Raw genomic sequence first — 23,629 nt, forward strand, 5'->3', positions numbered from 1 at the left:
GATCCTTCATATGCAATGAATATGCAAAAGATCAGCGAATCTTTCAAAGATGCTGGTGGTTATCCAAAGGCAGTTGCTTACATCAATGAATATATAAATGATTAAGTTCTGCAGGTTGAGTGTGTGCTAACTTATATCAATGAATACATAAATGATTAAGTTCTGCAGGTTGAGTGCGTGTTAACTTATATCAATGAATATATAAACGATTAAGTTCTACAGGTTGAGTGTGTGCTAACTTATATCAATGAATATATAAATGATTAAGTTCTGCAGGTTGAGTGTGTGCCGAGTTCCATCAATGAATACAAAAAAGACAAAGCCTGGCCTATTCCATGCAAAGTAGCCTGTCGCTAAAAAGTGCTGCTTTTCATCAATGAATATACACCAGGCTAATCCCCGCTGATCTCGTACCAGCATCATAGGTAGGCATCACCATGGTGCTGGTATTTGCTTTCCCTGTCAACCCCTTCTCAATCTTCGGATACAACCAGAACGCAGCCTGCGTACTTAATATCCCCACACCGGCACCTGCCACCACATCACTCAGCCAGTGACGGTTGTTATACATCCTCAATACCCCCGTTGCTGTAGCCGCTATATACCCCCCTACACCATACCAGGAACTTACATCTTTGTATTCCATCCGCATAAACTCCGCACTCATAAACGCCGTTGCCGTATGCCCGGAAGGGAAGGAGTTTGCCGCACTGCCATCAGGTCTTTCCCTGTGGGTCAGGTTTTTTAACCCCGTTACCGTGCCGGTTACCAGCAATGACGATATCCCCAGTATAATTGTCCGGTCTTTGAAGTTGTGCGCCCCATGAATGCCCATGGCATTCAGTGCATACACCCCAAAAATGGGCGAATACTGCAAATAGTTGTCAATAGAAGTGTGAAACCGGGAATTGTCCTCGCGGATCTCATGCCTGGTAGAAAGATCCAGGTCATGTAAAGGTCGTACATGGAAGGTGGCGGCACCATAGCCGATCATAATAGCGGAAGCCAGTACAGGTACAGGATTTACCTTATAGGAAGCTGTGGTCTGCCCATACGAACCTCCCAGTGCGGAAGTATCTTCTTTAACAGGAGTGATGGTCTGCCCATAGGAACCTCCCATTGCCCTTACCTTATAGGAGGTATCAGTCTGCCCATACAAGCTTCCCTTATCGGAGGTATCTTCTTTAACAGGAGCTATAGTTTGCCCATACGAGCACTCCGTTGCTACCAGTAGCAATAACAGTTGTAGGCCGTAAAATCTCATCAGGTATAATAGTAATATCTACAAAATAGTAAAATAATTCTGTAGAAAATCTGTTTTTTCTGACCGGCGTCATCCTGCCCATCGTCACTGATTTGTATCAATGGTTTATGCCAAACCCGTCATCGGTTATAATTCCGCTTCTACCCACCTTTGTATTGGAATTATTTATCAATATCAACTCCTCTAACATGGAACCTAATTCAAAAAATTTAATCGACAAGATTGAAAGGATACGGAAGGCGCAAACCCAGTTTTCTACCTTTACCCAGGAACAGGTTGATGAGATCTTTCGCCAGTCGGCTATAGCGGCCAATAATGCCCGTATCACCCTCGCCAAGATGGCAGTGGAAGAGACCGGCATGGGCCTGGTGGAAGATAAAGTGATAAAGAACCATTTTGCATCTGAGTATATCTATAATCAGTACAAAGATGAAAAGACATGCGGCGTCATCGAAACTGATGAAGCCTTTGGCATCACCAAAATCGCTGAGCCAATCGGTGTGATTGCGGCTGTAGTACCTACTACAAATCCAACTTCCACCGCGATCTTTAAAGCACTGATTGCACTCAAGACCCGCAATGGCATTATTTTCTCACCTCACCCAAGAGCTAAAAATTCCACGATAGCAGCGGCACGGATCATACTGGATGCAGCCGTAAAAGCTGGGGCACCCAAAGATATCATCGGTTGGATCGAAGAACCTTCCGTTGAATCTTCCCAGATGGTAATGGCAGAAGCAGATCTCATCCTGGCAACCGGCGGCCCCGGTATGGTCAAAGCCGCTTATTCTTCCGGTAAACCTGCCATCGGTGTAGGCGCCGGTAATACACCCGCCATCATCGACGAAACCGCTCACCTCAAGATGGCCGTGAATTCCATCCTGCTCTCCAAAACCTTTGACAACGGTATGATCTGCGCATCCGAACAGAGCGTGATCGTAGTTGAAAAAGTATACGAAGAAGTAAAGAGAGAATTCATCGACCGCGGTGCTTACATCCTCAGCAAAGCTGAAACAAGCAAAGTAGGTCAGCTGCTCCTGATCAATGGCGTGCTCAATGCCAACATCGTAGGTCAGCCTGCTGTTAAGATCGCTGCCCTGGCTGGTATCACCGTTCCTGAAGACACCAAGATCCTGATTGGTGAAGTGACTTCTGTAGAACTGGACGAACCATTCAGCCATGAAAAGCTGTCTACCGTTCTGGCTATGTACAAAGCCAAAGACTTCGACGAAGCCCTGAGCAAAGCTACCCGCCTCGTTAAACTGGGTGGTTTCGGTCACACCTCCGTGCTGTATACCGATCCTACCATCTCCCAGGACAGGATAAACCGTTTCGGCGCTGCCATGAAGACCGGCCGTACCATCATCAACATGCCTTCTTCACAAGGTGCTATTGGTGATATCTTCAACTTTAAGTTGTCTCCATCACTGACCCTCGGTTGTGGTTCATGGGGTGGTAACTCCGTTTCTGAAAACGTAGGTGTTAAACATTTATTGAACATTAAGAGCGTAGCTGCAAGAAGAGAAAACATGCTTTGGTTCAAAGTACCTGAAAAAGTATATTTCAAATACGGCTGTCTGCCCGTAGCTCTCAAAGAACTGAAAGACGAAGGCAAGAAGAGAGTATTCCTCGTAACAGATAAAGTACTCTATGGCCTGGGTTATGCTGAAAAGGTAACCAAAATCCTGGATGAACTGGGTATTGAACATACCGTGTTCTTCGACGTGGAACCTGATCCAACCCTGATCTGCGCAAGAAAAGGTGCTGAAGAAATGGCCAGCTTCCAGCCTGATACCGTGATCGCTTTAGGTGGTGGTTCTCCAATGGATGCTGCTAAGATCATGTGGGTGCTGTACGAACATCCGGAAGAAAGATTCGAAGACCTGGCTATGCGTTTCATGGATATCCGCAAACGCGTGTATCACTTCCCTAAAATGGGTATCAAATCCAGCTTCATTGCCATTCCTACTTCTGCCGGTACAGGTTCTGAAGTGACTCCATTCGCGGTGATCACTGACGAAAACACTGGTATCAAGTATCCACTGGCTGACTACGAACTGACTCCTGATATGGCAATTGTAGATGCCGAACTGATGATGAACATGCCTAAGAGCCTCACATCCGCTTCCGGTATCGACGCATTGACCCACGCACTGGAATCTTATGTTTCCGTAATGGCAAGTGAATACACCAACGGTCTGGCACTCGAAGCGATCCGCCTCATCTTCAAATACCTGCCTGCTGCTTACAACGAAGGCAAGACCAATGTGAAAGCAAGAGAAAAAATGGCACACGCTTCTACCATCGCTGGTATGGCCTTCGCCAATGCTTTCCTCGGTATCTGCCACTCCCTGGCACACAAACTGGGTGCTACCCACCACGTGCCTCACGGTGTTGCGAATGGTATGCTCATCACTGAAGTGATCCGCTTCAATGCTGTAGAAAACCCACGCAAACAGGCTGCCTTCCCTCAGTACAAATATCCTAACGCACGTTGGAGATATGCACGTATCGCTGACTACCTGCAGCTGGGCGGTAAGAACGATGCAGAAAAAGTAGAACTGCTGTGTGAAGCCATCGAAAAACTGAAAGCTGCTGTGGCTATTCCTAAGAGCATTAAGGAATTCGGTGTGTCAGAAAGCAAATTCTATGCATCTCTTGATACGATGTCAGAACAGGCATTCGATGACCAGTGTACACCGGCTAACCCCCGCTACCCACTGATCAGTGAAATGAAGAAACTCTACATCAATGCATTTGAAGGGCCAAAGAAAGCTGAGGCCACCACTGCTAAGATCAAAGCACCTGTGGGAGCTTAATCTGCTATACATATGTAGCTGGCTGCTGACCCGGCCAGCTACATTTTTATTATTAATTGTATGATGGACGTTCAATCCCGCAAGAAACTGGTTTATCCCGTCAGGAAACCCCTGATGGATTACCTGCGTAAATATAACCGTGACCTGAAAGTATTGGTGAACTACAGTGACCTGCTCCGTTTTCATGTGAGCATACCACTGCTGGACAAGGATGGGAAAGACACACTCTGGGAAACCGTTTATTACGATCCTGCACATATGGAATCCTTATTCCCTGCGCTCACCCTCATCTATGCCATTATGAACACCTCTGGCGATACCGCTTTTACTGAACACTTACAAGTATCCCAGATCGACTACTGCACCTTTGGCAATTCCAAACCCTTCCGGGTGCGCATCATGAATACCCTCAATGATAACTACGATTACTTCTATGTAAAAGTATCTGATGCCTCCCGCGTATATGGCCTGGAACTCGAACATATATTATCACCTAACAGGATCGCCTATCTCACAGATGGGGAGACCCTGATAGAAGAACACATCTCAGGTCTGCCCGGAGATGTATTTATCAAAAACCGGCTGAACACCTCCAAATTCAACCAGATCAGGATCTGTAAAGAATTCGTGAAGTTCAACGAACGCTGTTTTATCCGCCTGTTGGGGGATATGCGTGCCTATAACTATGTAGTACATATTACACCTGATATAGAAGGAAACCAATACCGGATCCGTGCCATCGACTTTGACCAGCAATCTTATGAAGGCAGAAGACAGTTTTACCTGCCACACTTTTTTAAGGATAACAATCAACTGGTGAGCCTTGGTATCAAACATATGGACAGCCGGACCATGCGGCAGTACCAGGAGGAAGAGCGGAGCTTAATCAATAACCGTATCCGCCTGGTGCGTTACAGACTGGATGATCTGCTGGACTGTATGAAAAACGATCAGATCTCTCCACAAAAGAAGGTAGACCAGCTGGCCGGGGAACTGGCCGCTTTCCATCATCATGATGGTTTTAGCAGGTGCCGGAATATGGGAGCGCTGATTGCTGAACAGTTGAAAATATATGCATAATTCATCACAACCATGAACAAACTTAAGAACAGGTGGCTCATTGCAGCCTCCGCAGTTGGGATCCATCTCTCCATTGGCTCTGTGTACGCCTGGAGTGTGTACACAAAACCATTAATAGCACAACTGGGATGGGGACTGAAAGAGACACAGTTTACCTTCAGCCTGGCTATTTTCTTCCTTGGTATGTCTGCTGCCTTTCTGGGCAGTTATGTTGAAAAGCTGGGCCCGCGAAAATCCGGGCGACTTGCGGCGCTTTTCTTCGGTGCAGGCATAGCAGGTTCAGGATTGGCAGTATATGCGCACTCACTGTGGGGGCTGTACCTGTCTTATGGCGTTATTGGTGGTGTTGGCCTGGGATTGGGCTATATCACACCTATTACCTCACTGGTAAAATGGTTCCCTGACAAGAAGGGGCTGGCGACCGGTCTGGCAATCATGGGCTTTGGTTTTGCTGCATTGATCAGTAGTCCGCTGATCGTGTACCTGATTGCACACACCAGCATTCCTACTACATTTTTTATTATGGGAGGTAGCTATTTCGTAGTTATCCTCGCCGCCTCTTCCTACATTGCCCCACCTCCTGAAGGTTATGGCGGCCCTGCAAAGGTAAAAGAGATTACAGGTATGACAGCGAAAGAAGCCATCCGCACTAAGAAATTCTGGTACCTGTGGATCATGTTCTTTCTCAATATCAGTTGTGGTATTGCCATCATTTCAGCAGCTTCCCCAATGGCGCAGGAGTCTGCAGGGTTGACTACAGCAGCTGCAGCAGCGATGGTAGGCATCATGGGTATCTTCAATGGTGGGGGCCGTATTGGCTGGTCAGCGGCGTCTGACTTCCTGGGCAGACCCAATACTTATATTACTTTCCTCTGTATTGAAATTGCAGCCTTCCTGGTATTGCCTGCGGTGCACAATGCACTGGTATTCCAGCTTATGATTTTCCTGATTGTTTCTTGTTATGGTGCGGGATTCTCCACTACCACTGCGTATATCAGTGACCTGTTTGGTACAAAGGAACTGGGTGCTATCGTAGGTTATATGCTTACAGCATGGGCTGCGGCTGGTATGGCGGGGCCATTGTTCGCCGCAATAGCCAGAAGTGCGAGTGATAGCTACAATGGTACATTGTACTGCTTTAGTGTGCTGTTGGTGATTGCGCTGGTATTTGCCATACTGCTGAAACGGTTGGTAAGTAAGACTAGTTGATTTTTTGCAATAACTCTAGTATTTTAGTGGGATAATAAAATGTCGGTTATGTATCGCTTTTATATTCCCACTATTTTCTTTTTTATATACCTGAGTGGTAAGGCACAACAGCTGTCGCTGAATGAGAACCCATATCCACCTGCTATTGACGTGCAGGAAGCCATTAAAAAGGAAATTGCCAACATTGCCCGTTACCCGGGTCCTGATGCAAATGCACTCATTACAGCTATTGCCCAAAAAGAAGGCGTAGGGGAGGACCAGATCATTCCGGGTGAGGTATTAGGTCAGCTAGGGGTCTACCTGGGCTTAAAAGGCGGGGAATTCATTTATTCCGTACCGGGGTATCCTGTTTTTACAGATGCTGCTGCGAGTGTAGGCGGAAAAGTGATAGCCGTACCGCTGAATGAAAAAAAAGAAAACGATCTCGATCAAATATCAAAAAGCATCAACGCACATACCACTGCCATCTTCCTTGTCAACCCTCACAATCCATCCGGTACGGTAAGCGAAAGGCGGGCCTTTCACGACTTTCTCCACACTGCGTCCAAACAGGCAATCATATTGGTAGATGAAGCCTACCTCGAATATACCGATGATTTTGGGGGCAGAACTGCCGTTAATAATATCAAAGAAGGAGACAACATTATCGTCTTCCGCACTTTTGCCAAAGCCTACGGACTTGCAGGCTTATCTATCGGCTATTGCGTGGCCTCACCTGCTACTGCAAAATTCCTGAAGGAGAAAGGGCTGGGAAATGTACATGACTTAAACAGGCTCTCTGTTGTTGCTGCCAAAGCTGCATTAGCAGATAAAAATTATATTGCTGCACTTAATAAAACTATCACAGCAGAAAGGGAAAAGTGGAACCAGCTGCTTGATAGCCTTCATTTGGAACACACTACTTCTCAGGCTAACTTTATTTATTTCAATACCGGTAAACCTTATGAACAGGTGGCGGCTGCTTTCAAAGCACAGGGCATTCAGATCGGGCGGTTGTTTTCACCTTATAATACCTGGATACGTATTACCATCGGGTTGCCCGATGAAAATAAGAAAGCACAGGAGGTAGTTAGAAAATTATGAAGTTACTGCAATGCTTATTTATAATTCTGACCGTTTATCCTATTCACTTCCCCTCTTCACAACCTGTTACTATATTTACAGCTTGCATAATAAGATTGATCAATGAGAATGTTATTTACAGGTCTAACCGCAGTCATTCTGGGTACCATCCCAACTTTTGCTCAAACGGCGCAAAATCCGCCGCAAACCTACAATCCGATATTGGCCCGGCCAGTTACCCTGCCGGCAATATTTCCTACACCGGTATCGATCACCCCCGGAAAAGGGTCAGTAATGTTGGGTAAATCTATTGTCCTGGTAGTAGCCCCGGGTGCAGATCCTGAAGCTGAGGCGCTGGTTCGCAACACCCTGACAGCAGCAGGAGTGGAGACTATCACTACAGCGCGGCAACTGCCATCTGTCCCCGATCGTCCATACATCATTCTCGGCACAGGAGATGCGGAGATCGTGCGTTCTGCACTGGCGCGGAGTGCTGCCGTACCTGATAGTAATGCTGAAGGCTATACGATCGCCAGTGTTGCGGCAGGCAATGGTGCGCTCATTACACTTGCCGGTCATGATGCAGATGGCTTGTTTCACGCTGCGCAAACTTTTCGTCAGCTGGCACAGCGTTCCACCATCCCTGCCCTTGTCATCCAGGATCATCCTGCCATGGCAATCCGCGGCACAATTGAAGGGTTTTATGGTGCACCCTGGTCGATGACAGATCGGGCAAAACACCTGCACTTCCTCGCCACTGTTAAGGCAAATACTTATGTCTACAGTCCCAAAGACGATCCATATGCCCGTGATCGCTGGCGCGAAGCTTATTCACCGGCAATCCTGAAAGAACTCAGTACGCTGGTAACTACAGCCCGGCAAAACCATATTAATTTTGTCTACGCCATTTCACCCGGGCCATCCGTATGCTTCTCGAATCCTGCTGACCGTCAGGCGCTGGAACGTAAGTTTAGTGCACTGCGTTCAATCGGGGTACATAGCTTTTATGTAGCCCTCGACGATATAGAATATACCAAATGGAATTGTGCTCTGGATTCCACGACCTTTGGACCATCCAGTGCAGAAGCGGCAGGCATAGCACAGGCGCAATTGCTGAATGCAATTCAGGCGGATCTCAATACCGTCGATCCGGCCGCGCCGCCACTTATTATGGTGCCGACAGAATATTATGATGCCAAAGAGAGCCCATATAAGGCAGCGCTACGGAAAAATCTGAACCCGAAGATCGTAGTGCAGTGGACTGGCACCGACGTCGTACCACCAGCTATCTCTATTCCCGATGCGCGTGCAGCGACAAAGGCATTCGGACGGAAGACATTGCTGTGGGATAACTACCCGGTAAATGACTATGCGCAAACGACCGGACGGCTCCTGCTGGCACCCTATGTGCGGCGCGAAGCTGGTTTGTCGGCAGAACTGACCGGCATCCTGTCTAACCCGATGAACCAGGAAGCACCCAGTCGTGTTGCTGTGACAGGAGTGGCGGCCTTTGGCTGGAATGACAAAGCCTACGACGCCGTGCGTACCTGGCATGCAGCAGCGCGCGAACTGGCGGGTGGTGATGAGCGGACAACGGAGGCATTGCTTACTTTCTTTGATACCCAGCATATGGCCCCGACTTTTGGCAGTCAGCCCTGGCAGGAGCAGGCGCCACGACTGAAGGCGGTGCTCGATGGCGTGCGTGAAGCAATTGCGAATGGGGACGATGCTACCCGGCATCAGGCGATTGCTGACCTGGTTTTATATGCAGACAGGTTTGCAGGTGCACCTGATATTATCCGGGCTGGAACGGTTGATACAGCCTTTGCCCAGGAGTCGCGTCCATGGCTGGATGCCATGCAGCTGTGGGGGCGAGCACTTCAGTTAACCGTAGCAGGACTGGATGCAGCAGATAAAGGAAGCATAGCCGCAGGGCGTTATTTTGCCAGTGCAAAGCGATTGGCTGCAGCAGCAGCTGCGATCCGGACAATTCCGGGGGCGACACGATTTGAAGGGGGGATTAAGATAGCCGATGGGGTGTTGGATGTATTTGTGGGGGATGCGCCGAAGCTGATTGCTTTTGAACAGGAATAGCAATATTATATTTAGCGTGTAATCGCCCACCAGCTGGTGGGCGATTTTATTTACCTTCAAAGAACGACACCCCGGTAATATCCCCGCAAATTGCCAGTAACCTATCCCGATCTGCTTTAACATCAGCGTTCTGATTATATCGCTGCTCCTGTTTATGAAAAAAGTATCGCCCGCTTACCTGTGCTTTCACATCATTACTTGTCGCTAACCAAACTTGCGTTTCATATCCTTTTTGTAAATCGTCAGGAGCGCCTGCACCGCCCATTTTTGTAGGCACCCAGCCTGGATCGACAGCATTGACCAATACATCTGGCCAAAACTCCGCTACAGCTTTTGTAAACATCATTACGTGTAACTTAGTATCGGAGTAGGTGATACGCTTAACATCGGTTTTAAGCAAATCCAGTTTTGCACTTCCGCCTTTATGCATACCGGAACTTAAATAAATAAGGCGTTGTGGCTTTTTTATCATACAGGTTAAAATATAAGGAGCCAGTGTATTGACGGCAAATAGCTGTCGTGCAGGCACCTGGTAGACGCCGGCATTGTGTATGATGACATCAAACTGCCCAATTTCATTCACCTGTTCAGCAAGATGTTTTGTTTCTTCCATGCTGGACAGGTCAGCAGTAAGAACAGCCATTGCGCCGGGTGTTTTTTTAACCGTTTCATCAGCACGTGCACTATTGCGGGCATGCAAGGCTACATCATGGCCCATGTTTATCAGCGTTTTTGCGGCGAGATGTCCAAGCCCGTCAGCTGAACCTGTTATGAATATTTTAGACATAGTTTAGATTTTCTTCGTGATGCTAAGCTAGGATTTTACTTTTTGCTGGAAGAAAAATGGTGGATGCTATTGAAGGTAAAATAATACTTATTTAAGATCAAAATAAGTAATCTCTGAGACGCTATTCACTTTAATATTTCTGCAATAGAAACCAATCGTTCCTTTCCCATAATCCTCGATTTGAAATTTTGCATGCTCCCATTTATTCTCTGAAATATCAATGATATCAAATCCTGTCACCTGATGCAATCCATCATTCCTGAATTTCACATCAAGGTCACTCACTCCCTCAAACGTTATTGAAACTTCATAAAAAATCCACTGAGATCCGGAAATGAAATTTCTTGCCCTCTTTCTCTGCAAAGCCCTACAAGGGTAAGCGCTCCAGCAGACCAGTTCAACGATTTAATAAAACCGATCTCATTGGCTTTCCAGTCAGGAAACGCTGAATGTAATAATTCTATGTTCTTTGTCATAAATTCAATTTAATCACCAAAAATTAACCCGTGGTAATTCCACTTTCATAAGAAAGCTCCGTGCCAAAATAATTTCTGCCGATATCTCTGATAATATTTGAGACAATATCGGCTATTTGGTAAATTTTCTATCTTTATTCAGGTAACTTTAGGTATCGCAACTCAAACATAGGAACTATGGGGTTTCGGCCCCTTTTTTTGTCGCTTATTGGTTTATTTTACCCGAAGAATGCTGATTAAAAACGAAATTATAAAGGTGTATATTAATATTCCTGGTTCAAAACAAAATTAAACTCTTATATGTCGGAAATACTTGCCTGGATATCACAATGGATGAATGCTCAATGTAATGGAGATTGGGAACATATGTACGGAATAAAAATTGGTACAACTGATAATCCTGGCTGGTACATTACAATTGATTTGGTTGATACTGAGCTGGAAGACCTCGAAATGGAAACAGATGTAACCGAAAATGCTGAAGATGATTGGTTTTTCTATAAGGTAAGGGATAAGCAATATTTTGGTGCTGGAGATTTAAACAAATTAGAATTTTTACTTTATGCATTCAAAGGATTAGTAGAGAAGCATAGGATATAGGTAATTACGAATAGATAGAATAAAATAGAAATGATAAAGCCCATGTTGAGGCCCGTTAGATGGATCTGTTATGAATATTAACCCGTTAATTAAATTAGCTTAACTTGTCAAAGTAATATTAATGACTCCATATGTCCAAAACCGTCCTGGTACTCGGTGCCAATTCCGATGTAGCAAAAGAAGCTATCTTATTATACCTTGAAAAAGGCTACCTGGTGATAGCCGCCTCCCGCAGCACTGCAGAAATATCATCGTTTATGCAGGCGAAAAACGCCTCTGTTAACCGGCTGACCATTTGTTACTTTGATGCCACTGCATTTGAAACCCATGCTGCATTTTACGCATCATTGCCAGCCAAACCCCATATTGTAGTATATGCTGCAGGATTTCAGGTCACCAATGAACAGGCACTGACCGACTGGGAAGGTAGTTATCGTATGATGCAGGTACACTATGCCGGCGCAGTATCTATCATTAATATCATTGTAAATGACAGGGGCAATGATCATCTGGAACGGATCATCGGGCTATCCTCCCTATCCGGTGTACGGGGGCGTAAAAGTAACTTTATTTATGGCAGCACAAAGGCCGCATTTACGCAATACCTTGCGGGGCTGAGACAATATTTGTTTGCCAGGAAAGTAGTGGTCAATGTGATAGTAGCAGGATACATCCGCAGCAAGATGACTGCCGGATTAGACCTTCCGGAATCTTTATTAATGGAACCTTCGTTTATAGCACAGGCTATTGTAAATGCTGGTAATGGTTTTACGATTGTACCGGGAATTAAATGGAAATTTATTTACCAGGTATTAAGGTTGATGCCTGAAAAGTTGGCGGCAAGATTGCCGTAGTAACCTCCCGGTGGTAAAGATGATTTCTTCCCTGAAAAACGGAGTCTTCCAGGGAAGACTCCTGCCTCGTAACTCTCTCATATTGCGGTTTTATACCGATTCACTTAACCTACCCTCTCTAAATTCCCTGATCTCACTTGTAACTTTTATTTGATTGTCAGAAATATCTTCATCATCATGAAATGAAGCTATACGCATTTTTACCCGGACACCCCGATAGGAGTGGAAACGATGTATTTATCTATAGCATAACTATACTTCTATAAGCAGACCATAAGTACATCATAACTACATTTCTATATCGATTGGATATTGAGGTGTACTTTAAATGACGTATTAGTACTCATTTAGTGTTAAAGCTTGACTATAGTTTCGGTAAGATCATTAATATTGATCTTGTAATCCCAAAACTGATTTTTATGGCTATTGTTAAAGACAATATACTCCTCCAACTCGTCCGGGGTTCGCTGGGCGATCAGATCACGATTTACGAAAGGAACGGGCAGATAATTATGGCGAAGAAACGCGGCCCGTCAAAGAAAAAGCCGACGAAGAAGCAGCTGGAAGCCCGGTATAAAATGCAGGTGGCGGCGGCATATGCCAGGGAGATCCTACAGGATCCGGAGATAAAGGCTTATTATAAGTCGCTGGCCGGCCCGGGGCAGAATGCGTATAATATGGCGGTGAAGGATGCTTATCGGTCTCCTGAAGTGCAGAATATTCAGTTCGAAGAAGAAACTGTAGTAGTGACAGCAAAGGACGAATTCAGGGTAGCAGAAGTGCAGGTACGGGTGGTTGACGCCGCAGGTAGCATACTGGAAAAAGGCAAGGCAGTGTTAGGTAGAAACGGTGTGGATTGGTATTATAAGGCAGCCAGTCTGCCGGCTGGTGGTAGTGTGATAATTGTGGCGGTAGACCTGCCGGGAAATGAAACGGTGCGGGAAGTGAGATTAGAATGAGATGTTTATTCCCCGGAAGTGTGCAGTATATTTTTTAATCCACTATTGACACTGGAAAAACTTCATTAATTTTATGGGTCCTTTCCTTAATGGAAACCTCATTTCCATTGCTACCAATTTTGAAATTAATCAGGTATTTATTAATCTTTGATAGCATATTAAACTCGATTTCAAATTCATTAGAAGCTTTCCAATATCCCCTTAACGCATATAGATGACCAGAACCGGCATCCTGATAAAATTTATATGCGGCGTCAATTCCTAAAGGATAGATGACGGTTTGTTCCCCGGATTGCTTTAACAGAAGGGATAATTTCCCTTTTTTCCATATAATTTTGGCGCTTTTAATAGCCAAACTGTTTGTTGGAAAAATGATCGTCTTATTAAACAACTTCCCTTTTTCAGTAGCGTTGGAAATATACCGGGGCGTATCGATCAACGTTTCTGCCGCCTGAAGTTCCATTTTTTTTAAGCTATTAAAGGCTACAGGATCACGTTTCAGTTTTTGATCAGGGTGGAGCGAATTACCAATAATATCACCAATTCGTTCCTTCTTATCCCCATCAAGTCCTCCTGCCGTAACTACGATAATTGCATTGTGTATGGAATCGATATGTATCCTTTGTGTGCCCCTGCCCTCGGCATTGAAGGAATGATCCTCATCGATCCAGAAACCATAACCATAGCCATTCCCGTTTGGAAATACCGTATTCATTGATTTGGCTTTTTTTACCCAGTCTGCAGAGATAATGGATTTATTATTCCATTTGCCACTGTCTAACAATAGCTGGCCAATTTTAGCAAGATCACGTGGTTGTAGCGCAAGGTCGCCCCAACCGAAATTAATACCATGATTATTTTTCGACCAATAAAAGGACTTTATCCCTAAATCATTAAAGAGGTATTTTTTTGCAAAATCTTCAGGGGATAACCTGGTTGCCCGGTAAATAATTTCGGCCAGCAGGTAATAATTGCAACTACAATAAGAGAATTGCTGGCCGGGATTAGCTACAAAAGGAATATCGAAAATAAATTGGGGCCAATTGTTTGATGGAAATAATTCATTGAACAGGCTATCTTCATTTGAAGAGCCGCAGTTAAAACCCGAGGTCATGGTGAGCAGGTCTTTGATGGATAATGTTTCAAAACCCTTAGCTGTTAGTTTGAGCTCAGGAAAAAATGAGGAAACCAATTGGTCTTCACTCTTTATATAGCCTTTATCTATGGCTATGCCAATAAGTAGGGAGGTTACTGATTTTGTGCAGGATGCTATGTCATGCCGTAAATCTGAACGAAAAGGATAAAAATAGGCATCAAGTATGATCTTCTTATTCCGTACGATTAAGAGGCTGTGAATATTTAATTTGTTTTCTTTCACATAAGTAAATATTTCACTTAAGCCTTTGGAGGAAAATCCTTCGTCTTCTGGCACGGAGAAAGAAAATGTTTCATCGGTGGGCGTTGTTATTTGAGAAAAAAGCAGCGCTGTTTTAAACAGCAGCAGCAACAATAAAATAATCCTTTTATAATGGAGGTGGCGCATAAATGGATATTTATGTAGATATGGGTGAAGGTAAAAATTTTTCCGGACAGCTGGTTAAGGTCATTCGATACATCCTGATGGCAGATTGCATATGCATCCGTGGCTCGGTACGAAGGTGTATTGACAATGTAAAGTACAAGGTTGCTTCCAGGTGGTATTGGAAGCAACCTTTTTTCTATCATGTTCCGGGAATGGGAAATGCTAAAATCCTTATAATGGCTGATATTTAAAATGACGGTATAACACACTTCCATTACCGATGCTACACAATCCTATCCGCAAACTCAGAAAACCACCCAGCGCATTATGATGCAATCCTGAAACCTCGGCGGAGTTTTCTATTTTCAACCATTGCTGCCCGTCCAGACTATAAAACATGTTCACTATATGATTGTGGTTTTCAACTTTCAGGAAAAAGTGTTTGTCAATTGCTTTACGTACTGTAGGAAACTGGTATCCTCTCAGGTTTGCCAGAATGTCTTCTTTATCAGATAATATTCCGTAATAGGAATTGTTGTTATAAAAAAGTACCAATCCGCCAATGGCAGCTCCTGTTATCTCTAACTCCACTTCGGCAGCATAGGAATGGTCAGAAGGGATGAATAGTAACGGCGCGCTGTTGCCTGCAGTATTTCCTTTGGCATTGATCCGGATTCCATTTCCGGTCATATGAAACCTGGTGGTATCATATTCTCCAAAGAACCTCCAGCGCGGGCTCAATGTATTGCCATAGAAATTATCATTACTATCGCTGGTGGTGTGCGGATTGTTTTGTCGGGGAGATGCCTGGGGCGTCTTTGCCTTAAACCAACCGTCACTGGACCATTCGATAGCCTGGATCAGTGTTTGTCTGCCCATATTATAGTGGCCATTTTCATAAGCATGAAAAACGATCCACCAATTGCCGTTTGCATCCTGGAAGGGTGTGCCATGACCTTTAGACCACCAGGTTTCAGCGGCCGATTTTGTCCTGATGATGGGATTGTAGGGTGAGTTTTCCCATGGACCGAGGGGTGACCTGGATCTGGCTGAAATAATCATGTGGCCGGTGGCTGGACCGGCGGTGCCACCTTCAGCTACGGTTAGGTAGTAATAGTCGCCGTGTTTTACGATTTTCGGGCCTTCCAGGCAAAAGCATTCTATTGTCCAGCTCCGGGGAACCGGCCAGCCATCGTAGGAGTGAAATTCTTTGCCCTGCACAGACAGGCCATCATCTGATAAAGGGACATAGCCTCCACTACTAAAGTACAGGTACCTTTTACCGGCTGCATCTGCAATATGGCCGGGGTCTATGTTCCCGATTTTCAGGTCAACGGGATCGCTCCACGGACCGGTAATTTTGTCTGCCGTGACTACGTAATTTGTGTTGTTTGCCGGGAAATAGATGTAATACTTATTGCCATATTTAACCAGGTCAGGTGCCCATACGGAACCTACGTACTTATGCAATGCATTTACAAGTGGTTGCCAGTTTAACAGGTCTTTCGAATGCCAGATGAGCAGGCCCGGATAGTAATCGAACGACGAATGCACAATATAATAATCATCCCCATCCACTAAAATGCTGGGGTCGGGATAGTCGCCAGCAAAAATTCTATGAGGAAAAGCATCAGCCGGTACAGTAATTTTTTGACCATGTACTAAAAGGCTGAGTGAAATCAGTAATAGAATTATGATCTTTTTCATAACGAGGTATATTAAACGCAAATATAAATGGAGGTTGAGTGGAGAAGGTGGTCCGGATGTTTAGATGTAGGGTATAAAATGTTAATGGGGGCATGACCTTCCGCGGATTGGGAAAATGTCGGAGAGAAATGATGAAAGCTGGGGGTATATGAAATAGTTAGTACCACTTTGATCAGGGGAAGAGCAGATTTAACAATGTATGCTCTCCTATTGTGATTATCAGGGTATTGCAGGACGTTTGTTGTAAATTTTATTTTATCTTTGTTTATATGAAGAAATATCCAATAGGCTTACAGGATTTTGGGAAAATAAGAAAGGAGGGTTTTTTATACATTGATAAAACTCAATCAATCCATCAATTGATTGACTCTGGTAATTATTATTTCCTGAGCCGTCCAAGGCGTTTTGGCAAATCTTTATTACTTTCTACCATTAAGGAGATTTTTAAAGGCAATAAAGAACTATTCGAGGGCCTTTGGATCTATGATCGATGGAATTGGGAGCAGAAACATCCAGTGATACATCTTAGGTTTAGTCAAATTGCCTATAAAGAGCTTGGGCTAATAAAAGCTATTAGCCAGGAACTTGATTTTTTAGCAGAAGAATTTGGTGTTCAATTAAATGAAGAAAGTCTTGCTTTGAAATTCCGGGAATTGATCAGAAAGGTAGCTAAGAAAGGTCGGGTGGTCATCCTGATAGATGAATATGACAAACCCATTACGGATTTCCTTGAAGATTTAGGGCAGGTGGAGGAGAATCGGTCAGTGTTTAAGAGTTTTTATTCTGTACTAAAAGATGCAGATGAATATATTCGTTTTTTGATACTTACAGGGGTAAGTAGGTTCCCGAAGCTGAGTATTTTTTCTGATTTAAATAACCTCAATGATATTACAATCCATCGAAAATATGCCACAATTACCGGTATTACCCAGCAGGAACTTGAGAGGGATTTTAAGGATGAGATAGCTGAAATGCAACAGCGGCAGCCTGATTTGTTAGCCAACCTGAAGTTATGGTATAATGGTTATGCCTGGCATGAAGAGGCCGAACGAGTGTACAATCCATTTTCTATATTGAAATATATGGACGGCCGCGACTTTAGGAATTACTGGTTTCAAACGGGAACGCCTACATGGTTGGTGAACCTTATTAAACAAAAAAGAGAGTTTGATCTGGAAAATGTACATATTGGCGAGAATGCTCTGAGTAGCTTTAATGGGGAAAATATGGCGGTTGTTCCGGTTTTGTTTCAAACAGGTTATCTGACTATTAAAGGATTCAATAATAGGTTGTTTGAGCTGGGATACCCAAATTGGGAAGTAGAAGAAAGTTTGACGGATGCGCTATTGAGCGCTTACAGAAATGTATTTCCCAGTAATGACTCAATGTCCGTCACAAATGATTTGGGGGAGGCGTTGAAGAATAATAATATTTCTCAAATGATGAAAGCGCTGGATGTACTTCTGTCAACTATTCCCTATGATCATTGGAAGGCAGAAAGTGAATCAATATTTCATATCATTGTACATCTTTCATTTAAGCATTTGGGTTTTGATGTACGAAGTGAAGTACATAGCTCTATTGGCAGATGTGATGTCCTTGTATTTACCGAGCAGTATATTTTTGCTTTAGAATTGAAACTGAATGGAACTGCGCAGGCAGCCCTTAACCAGATTTTTGAAAAAGATTATCTGCGCCCTTACCAATTAGATGCGAGAAAGAAAATAGCTATAGGGATTAATTTTTCTTCCGTGAAGAGAGGTGTTGAAGAATATCTTGTTAAAGAAGCGGAGTAAATTCCTGTAAAAAGATTTATCACAAACCATTCGGTTTGTAGACTGTATCCCTTAGATTTAGTATCATCAGGTTACATCTATATTGTCCCCCGCTATATTTTAAACCCAATAAAAGGGTATTTGGACTGTATCCCTTAGATTTACTTTCATCAGGCCACATCTGTATGACCACCCCACTTTATTTTAGACCCAATAAAAGGATATTATGATGCCTCGCAGTCAGGTGGGGATAAACGTGATTAATTGATATTTGGTTTATTCAATTCCAATATGAGCCCATTTGTTTATTGCGAATTATATAAAAAATTCCCTATTTTGTATCTAATGTTCGCTTATGAAAAACTTGTCTCAACGTCTCTTATCTATCGATGCCTTTCGTGCCCTTACCATGCTGACCATGATTTTTGTCAATGATGTCAGCGGCGTTTCTAACATCCCTGCCTGGATAGAACATACCAAAGCAGCTGAAGATGGAATGGGGTTTGCCGATACCGTATTCCCGGCATTTTTATTTATTGTCGGGTTATCGATCCCATTTGCCATTGGTAAGCGAATTGCCAGACAGGAGTCATTTTTCAAAACAGAGAAACATATTCTCACCCGTTCCCTGGCCCTGATTGTAATGGGCTTTTTTCATGTGAACCTGGAAAGTTATAACAGTGAAGCGGCAATATTGCCGTATGCGATATGGGAGATACTCATTACTGTTGGATTCTTTTTGATCTGGATGGATTATAAGCAACAACAATACCTCCTGCAGGGAATGGGCATTGTATTGCTCATTGCCATGGCGGCCCTGTATAAAGGCGAAGGCGGACAATGGATGCGGCCATCCTGGTGGGGCATACTGGGTATTATTGGCTGGGCTTATTTAGTGAGTGCGACAGTGTTTTTGTTGGTGAAGGGAAAATTTCCTGCATTGGTAGTGCTGCTTTTTATTTTCCTGGGGATCAATTTTGCAAAGCATAGCGGCGTGTTGTCTTTGAATATACCTGTGATAGGAGACGCATCGTCTGTTTCATTAATCATGGCAGGAGTAGTTATTTCCAGTATGCCTAAGAAATCCATTCCACTATTAGTTGGAATAGGAGCTGCCGCAATTGTAACAGGTCTGGTAGTGCGGCCTTACACCGAAGGCATTTCAAAAATCAGGTCTACCCCTTCATGGGTACTGATTTGCGCAGGCATCAGTACAGTTGTATTTGCAGGTATGATCTGGTTAGTAGATCTGAAAGGGAAAATGCACTGGTTTTCATTTATCAAACCTGCAGGTACCAGTACATTGACCTGCTACCTGGTCCCATACCTGTTATATTCACTGATGCTGTTGGCACATTTCCATTATCCTGGATTTTTAGGTACCGGATCAGGCGGGATTTTGCGAAGCATAGCAGTAGCCTTTATTGTGATCTGGATTACAGGCAGAATGGAAAAGGTGAATGTAAGACTTAAAATATAAGCTTCGGATCAGTAAATACATAATCCTTATTCTTTTGTGGCCGGTGACAGCTGGTACACTCATTTGTAAACGTTGCGTTCCTGCCATAAGGTTTCAGGTCCGCGCCTTTCCATCTTGCCCAGCCCCAGCCTAAAGTAAGCATATATTGCTGGCTGTCTTTGACCATAAACATTACCTGCTGGAAAGCACCGGGTGTGTACATTCCTGTACTATCTACTGCCGCATCAAAAACTGCTTTTGCCAATATCGCACCATCCGGCCAGGGATGTGTATGTTTGGACCGGATAGCATCGACAGCAATGGGGTTTCCATAAATAATCCGCATGGTTTTGTTGTCTGTGCGGTGCTCCACCTGGATGACCTGCCAGTTTTTATATTCGGGCATGTATTCAATTCCGTTTGGAGAAGGAGCCACTTTGGTGCTGGTGTGGCAAAACTGCAGGCAAAGAAAAAAGGCCGGCAGGCACCATATAATGATCTTGTTCATGAAGATAAAATTATATGGTGCTGGCGAACCTCAGAAGGATGGAACCCCCGATTCGGACGAATCAGGGGGTGGGATAGACATTATGTTGGTTTAAGACTAAATGTAGTTGGGATAATATCATTCGGCTTTAAGACTACGCACCGGGATAGCTATCGTTTGGCTTTAAGACCGTATACCGGGATAATTATCATTCAGCTTTAAGACTATGCACCGGGTTAGCCAGCGCAGCTTTTATCACCCTGAAACTAATCGTCAGCAAGGTAATACTTATCGCTACCAGTGCCGCAATCACAAACACCAGCCAGCCAATATTCGTGCGATAAGAGAAATCCTGCAGCCAGCGGTTCATCAGTATATACGAAAGTGGTGTTGCAATCAGGATAGCGACAATCACCAGCCTTAAAAACTCCTTTGACAACAGGGTGACGATACCTGTAATACTTGCCCCCAATACTTTGCGGATACCAATCTCCTTGGCCCGCTGTTCGGCGGCATAGGTCACTAAACCAAATACCCCCATGGCTGCAATGATAATCGCCAGTACCGCAAAAATAGTGAAGACCTGCCCGGTACGTTCTTCCGCCTTGTACATGTGATCAAAATCCTCATCCATAAAGGTATACCGGAACGGTTGCCCTGCCATGTCCTGCTGGCTCTGGTATTTATCTTTAATCTGTGCCACCACGCCCGTCAGGTCACTGCTTTTGATACGAATAACCATGTATTGACGATACTCACCCAGTCTGAAAATTATTGGAGGAATTTTGCTCTTCATGGTGCCGGCATTGAAATCTTTCACAATACCAATTACATTAAATTTACCATCATTGTACAAATACCGGTCTTTAAGATCTTCATAGCCCAATATCTTCGCAGCCGTTTCATTCAGCAACACAGCATTCGTATCACTTGGCATTTGTGGGGAGAAATTTCTGCCACCCACTACCGTCATATCCATGGTGGGGATATAATCAGCATCTACATACCACTCCACCAGCGCCATTAATTTGCCATCGCCCGCCATAGGTGTTTTGGAATAGGAATTGGTATTTTTGAATTCAGATGTAGGCAGTGAACCGGTCATGGAGGCATTGACTATACCCGGAATTTGTTTTACTTCCTGCTGAAAACTCTTTGCATGGTTCCAGAGGGCCCCTATATTTTGGAGCACGAGTACCTGCTCCCTGTTATAACCGGCATTACTGTTGCGGATATATTGCAATTGTTTATAGACCACCAGTGTACCCACCAGCATCAGTATAGTAGCCGTAAACTGAAACACTACCAGTCCATTGCGCAGCCAGCTGCCTTTCATGCCTTTGGAATACTTACCCTTCAATACTTTCACCGGCTCAAAAGAAGAGAGGAAGAAAGCCGGATAACTCCCCGCCAGCAGGCCCACGAATATGCAGGTAACTATGAGGACGGGCAGAATCCAGGTGAGGTTGGACCAGTGTAGTGTGATAGATTTATCAGAAAGGTTATTGAGGTAGGGCAACAGCGAAGCAGCGATAATGACAGCGATGAGTAATGCAAAAAATGCTGTCAATACCGATTCGCTGATAAACTGGAAGACCAGGTGTCGCTTCTCGGACCCTAATACTTTGCGGACCCCAACTTCCCTGGCCCTGCCTGCAGAACGGGCGGTGCTCAGGTTCATAAAGTTGACACAGGCAATGAGTAAGATCAGTACACCTGTGATGATGAAGATGTACACGTAGGTGATATTACCACCCGGTTCTACTTCGTCATTGTTGGTAGAACGGAGATGAATATCTTTTAGAGGGATGGCATTATAGCGGAAAAAGCCACCATGCTTTTCCAGCTGGGCGATATTTTCTCCCAGGTAACTCGTAAGGCCCGGTTCCATGTACCGTTTGGTGCCTTCATTGATGATCTGTTGTATCCGGGATGCGGGCACACCCGGTTTGGCCAGTATATAGGTAATATAACTATTGCTGAGCCACCTGTCCATCATCTCATCAGTACGGTGACCCATAGAGCGGATCAAATCAAAATGCAGGTGAGACTGGGTTGGTGTATTTTTGATCACCCCGGTAATGGTATAGTAGGTCGTATTGTCCATTTTCAGGGTCTTTCCCAGTACATCGGTACTTTGGAAGTACTTGCGGGCCACCTGTTCAGAAATAACGACCGTATTGGGTTGTGAGAGCGCAGTAACGGGATCGCCTACAATAAAAGGCAGGGAGAAGATTTTGAATATGCCCGGATCTGCAAAGCAGGTATTCTCTTCTATGACAGTTTCTTCTCCTTTTTTGACCAGGGCCTTGCCCTGGTTGTCAAAGCGGACAAACTCTTCTATTTGTGGGAAATCTCTTTTCAGGGACGGTCCGAATGCAGCAGGGGTACTTCTTTCATGAAAGACGGTGCCATTGATGAGGAAATCTGCATCCAGGCGATAGATCCTGTCAACATTTGCATTGAATTTATCATAACTCAGTTCATCCGTCACGAAGAGGGTGATCAGCAGACAGGTAGCCAGTCCGATAGCCAGACCAAAGATGGTGATGGCCGAAAAGCCTTTATGCTTCCATAGGTTGCGGAGGGCGATTTTAAAATAATTCTTTAGCATGCAGATCTTTATTTGTTCAGGTGGCGTACTAAGAAAATGCCAAAATTAATATACTTTGTAAATCAATTGATTGTAATAAATAATCGGATGTAAGTGTCCGGTTTTGATACGAATGCTGTACGGTTTTGATTATCTTCCCGGCGGAAATTTAAATTATGATACTGGATACATTAGCACATTATTCAAGATATGCGTTTTTAGGGCCTAAGTTTGCCCGTGCGTTTGAATATTTACTCTCTACTGATTTCAGCAAGGTAGAGAAGGGAAAGTATGAAATAGAGGGGAAGGATATTTTTGCCATGGTGAATGAATATGACACCGTGGATGCGGCGGAAGAGCAGATGGAATCGCACAAAAAGTATATTGATATCCAATATATGGTGAAGGGAGAGGAGCGGGTAGGACATGATTTTTTGTTGCGGCATCAGCCTTCCAGGGCGTATGATCCGGAGGCGGATTATATGTTATTTGCAGAAAAGCCGTTGTTCTTTTCTGTATTGAAGGAGGGGATGTTTGCTATTTTCTTTCCTACAGATCTGCATATGCCGAATATTAAAATTGATCAGCCGGTAGCGGTGAGGAAGGTGGTGATTAAGATTAGTGTGGATGCTTAAGCAATTCATTGGTATGACCTGATTCAGTGGGCATGCTTTGCCAGTTCACTGGTATGATCCTGATTGAGCGGGCATGTTTGGTCAGTTCACTGGCATGATCCTGATTCAGAGGGCATGCTTTGCCAGTTCACTGGCATGATCCTGATTGAGCGAGCATGTTTGGTCAGTTCACTGGCATGATCCTAATTCAGTGGGCATGCTTTGCCAGTTCACTGGTATGATCCTGATTGAGCGGGCATGTTTGGTC

At 44.4% G+C, this 23,629-nt stretch carries 18 protein-coding genes; 11 read left to right on the top strand and 7 right to left on the bottom strand.

Going from position 1 to position 23,629, the window contains the following annotated elements:
• Positions 1 to 373: 373 nt before the first annotated feature.
• The gene (locus tag ABDW16_RS21335; RefSeq protein ID WP_343672526.1) at positions 374 to 1,264 is read right to left on the bottom strand and encodes a phosphatase PAP2 family protein; all 891 of its coding nucleotides are present in this window, start codon (positions 1,262 to 1,264) and stop codon (positions 374 to 376) included.
• A 188-nt stretch (positions 1,265 to 1,452) separates the two neighbouring features.
• On the opposite strand from ABDW16_RS21335, the gene adhE reads away from it, so the two are divergent.
• From adhE to ABDW16_RS21360, 5 genes are all read left to right on the top strand, one after another.
• The gene (gene adhE, locus ABDW16_RS21340; protein ID WP_343672528.1) at positions 1,453 to 4,083 is read left to right on the top strand and encodes a bifunctional acetaldehyde-CoA/alcohol dehydrogenase; all 2,631 of its coding nucleotides are present in this window, start codon (positions 1,453 to 1,455) and stop codon (positions 4,081 to 4,083) included.
• A gap of 60 nt (positions 4,084 to 4,143) precedes the next feature.
• Positions 4,144 to 5,163: a hypothetical protein gene (locus ABDW16_RS21345; protein ID WP_343672530.1), complete on the top strand. Its 1,020-nt coding sequence runs from the start codon at positions 4,144 to 4,146 to the stop codon at positions 5,161 to 5,163.
• A gap of 12 nt (positions 5,164 to 5,175) precedes the next feature.
• Positions 5,176 to 6,372, top strand: a complete 1,197-nt coding sequence (locus ABDW16_RS21350) for an OFA family MFS transporter (RefSeq protein WP_343672531.1) — start codon at positions 5,176 to 5,178, stop codon at positions 6,370 to 6,372.
• Between the two features lie 48 nt (positions 6,373 to 6,420).
• A complete protein-coding gene (locus tag ABDW16_RS21355) occupies positions 6,421 to 7,455 on the top strand; it encodes a histidinol-phosphate transaminase (RefSeq protein ID WP_343672533.1) in 1,035 nt (344 codons plus the stop codon).
• Positions 7,456 to 7,557: 102 nt separating this feature from the next.
• Positions 7,558 to 9,528, top strand: a complete 1,971-nt coding sequence (locus ABDW16_RS21360) for a beta-N-acetylglucosaminidase domain-containing protein (protein WP_343672535.1) — start codon at positions 7,558 to 7,560, stop codon at positions 9,526 to 9,528.
• 46 nt (positions 9,529 to 9,574) lie between these two features.
• On the opposite strand, the gene ABDW16_RS21365 is transcribed toward ABDW16_RS21360, so the two are convergent.
• Together ABDW16_RS21365 and ABDW16_RS21370 are read right to left on the bottom strand one after the other, a co-directional pair.
• Complete coding sequence (locus ABDW16_RS21365) at positions 9,575 to 10,315, bottom strand: SDR family NAD(P)-dependent oxidoreductase (RefSeq protein WP_343672537.1); 741 nt, start codon at positions 10,313 to 10,315, stop codon at positions 9,575 to 9,577.
• Between the two features lie 296 nt (positions 10,316 to 10,611).
• Positions 10,612 to 10,791, bottom strand: coding sequence for a hypothetical protein (locus tag ABDW16_RS21370; protein WP_343672538.1), 180 nt, complete (start codon positions 10,789 to 10,791; stop codon positions 10,612 to 10,614).
• Positions 10,792 to 11,091: 300 nt separating this feature from the next.
• Between ABDW16_RS21370 and ABDW16_RS21375 the strand changes: the two genes are divergently transcribed.
• The 3 genes from ABDW16_RS21375 to ABDW16_RS21385 all read left to right on the top strand — a co-directional run bounded on the left by ABDW16_RS21375 (position 11,092) and on the right by ABDW16_RS21385 (position 13,204).
• On the top strand, positions 11,092 to 11,391 hold the full coding sequence (locus ABDW16_RS21375) for an immunity 53 family protein (protein WP_343672539.1): 300 nt from the start codon (positions 11,092 to 11,094) through the stop codon (positions 11,389 to 11,391).
• Between the two features lie 131 nt (positions 11,392 to 11,522).
• A complete protein-coding gene (locus ABDW16_RS21380; RefSeq protein ID WP_343672541.1) occupies positions 11,523 to 12,245 on the top strand; it encodes an SDR family NAD(P)-dependent oxidoreductase in 723 nt (240 codons plus the stop codon).
• 419 nt (positions 12,246 to 12,664) lie between these two features.
• Entirely contained in the window at positions 12,665 to 13,204 is a 540-nt protein-coding gene (locus ABDW16_RS21385; RefSeq protein ID WP_343672542.1) for a hypothetical protein, read from the top strand.
• Between the two features lie 34 nt (positions 13,205 to 13,238).
• Here ABDW16_RS21385 and ABDW16_RS21390 read toward each other — a convergent pair whose 3' ends face one another.
• Positions 13,239 to 14,747 (bottom strand): serine hydrolase, encoded by a 1,509-nt coding sequence (locus ABDW16_RS21390; RefSeq protein ID WP_343672544.1) that lies wholly within the window; start codon positions 14,745 to 14,747, stop codon positions 13,239 to 13,241.
• A gap of 210 nt (positions 14,748 to 14,957) precedes the next feature.
• A complete protein-coding gene (locus tag ABDW16_RS21395; RefSeq protein WP_343672545.1) occupies positions 14,958 to 16,433 on the bottom strand; it encodes a family 43 glycosylhydrolase in 1,476 nt (491 codons plus the stop codon).
• A 269-nt stretch (positions 16,434 to 16,702) separates the two neighbouring features.
• Between ABDW16_RS21395 and ABDW16_RS21400 the strand changes: the two genes are divergently transcribed.
• Together ABDW16_RS21400 and ABDW16_RS21405 are read left to right on the top strand one after the other, a co-directional pair.
• Positions 16,703 to 18,229: an AAA family ATPase gene (locus ABDW16_RS21400; protein ID WP_343672547.1), complete on the top strand. Its 1,527-nt coding sequence runs from the start codon at positions 16,703 to 16,705 to the stop codon at positions 18,227 to 18,229.
• A gap of 334 nt (positions 18,230 to 18,563) precedes the next feature.
• Positions 18,564 to 19,688 carry a DUF5009 domain-containing protein gene (locus tag ABDW16_RS21405; RefSeq protein ID WP_343672548.1) on the top strand — a complete coding sequence of 375 codons (1,125 nt, stop codon included), beginning with the start codon at positions 18,564 to 18,566 and terminating at the stop codon, positions 19,686 to 19,688.
• On the opposite strand, the gene ABDW16_RS21410 is transcribed toward ABDW16_RS21405, so the two are convergent.
• Together ABDW16_RS21410 and ABDW16_RS21415 are read right to left on the bottom strand one after the other, a co-directional pair.
• Positions 19,678 to 20,175, bottom strand: a complete 498-nt coding sequence (locus tag ABDW16_RS21410) for a cytochrome P460 family protein (RefSeq protein ID WP_343672549.1) — start codon at positions 20,173 to 20,175, stop codon at positions 19,678 to 19,680. The two genes, ABDW16_RS21405 and ABDW16_RS21410, sit on opposite strands and share 11 nt — an antisense overlap.
• A 187-nt stretch (positions 20,176 to 20,362) precedes the next feature.
• Positions 20,363 to 22,768 (bottom strand): ABC transporter permease, encoded by a 2,406-nt coding sequence (locus ABDW16_RS21415; protein ID WP_343672551.1) that lies wholly within the window; start codon positions 22,766 to 22,768, stop codon positions 20,363 to 20,365.
• A 155-nt stretch (positions 22,769 to 22,923) separates the two neighbouring features.
• On the opposite strand from ABDW16_RS21415, the gene ABDW16_RS21420 reads away from it, so the two are divergent.
• Entirely contained in the window at positions 22,924 to 23,382 is a 459-nt protein-coding gene (locus ABDW16_RS21420) for a YhcH/YjgK/YiaL family protein (RefSeq protein WP_343672553.1), read from the top strand.
• Positions 23,383 to 23,629: the final 247 nt, after the last annotated feature.

Origin of the sequence: Chitinophaga sp. (genome assembly GCF_039596135.1) — a bacterium.
Taxonomy (GTDB): domain Bacteria; phylum Bacteroidota; class Bacteroidia; order Chitinophagales; family Chitinophagaceae; genus Chitinophaga.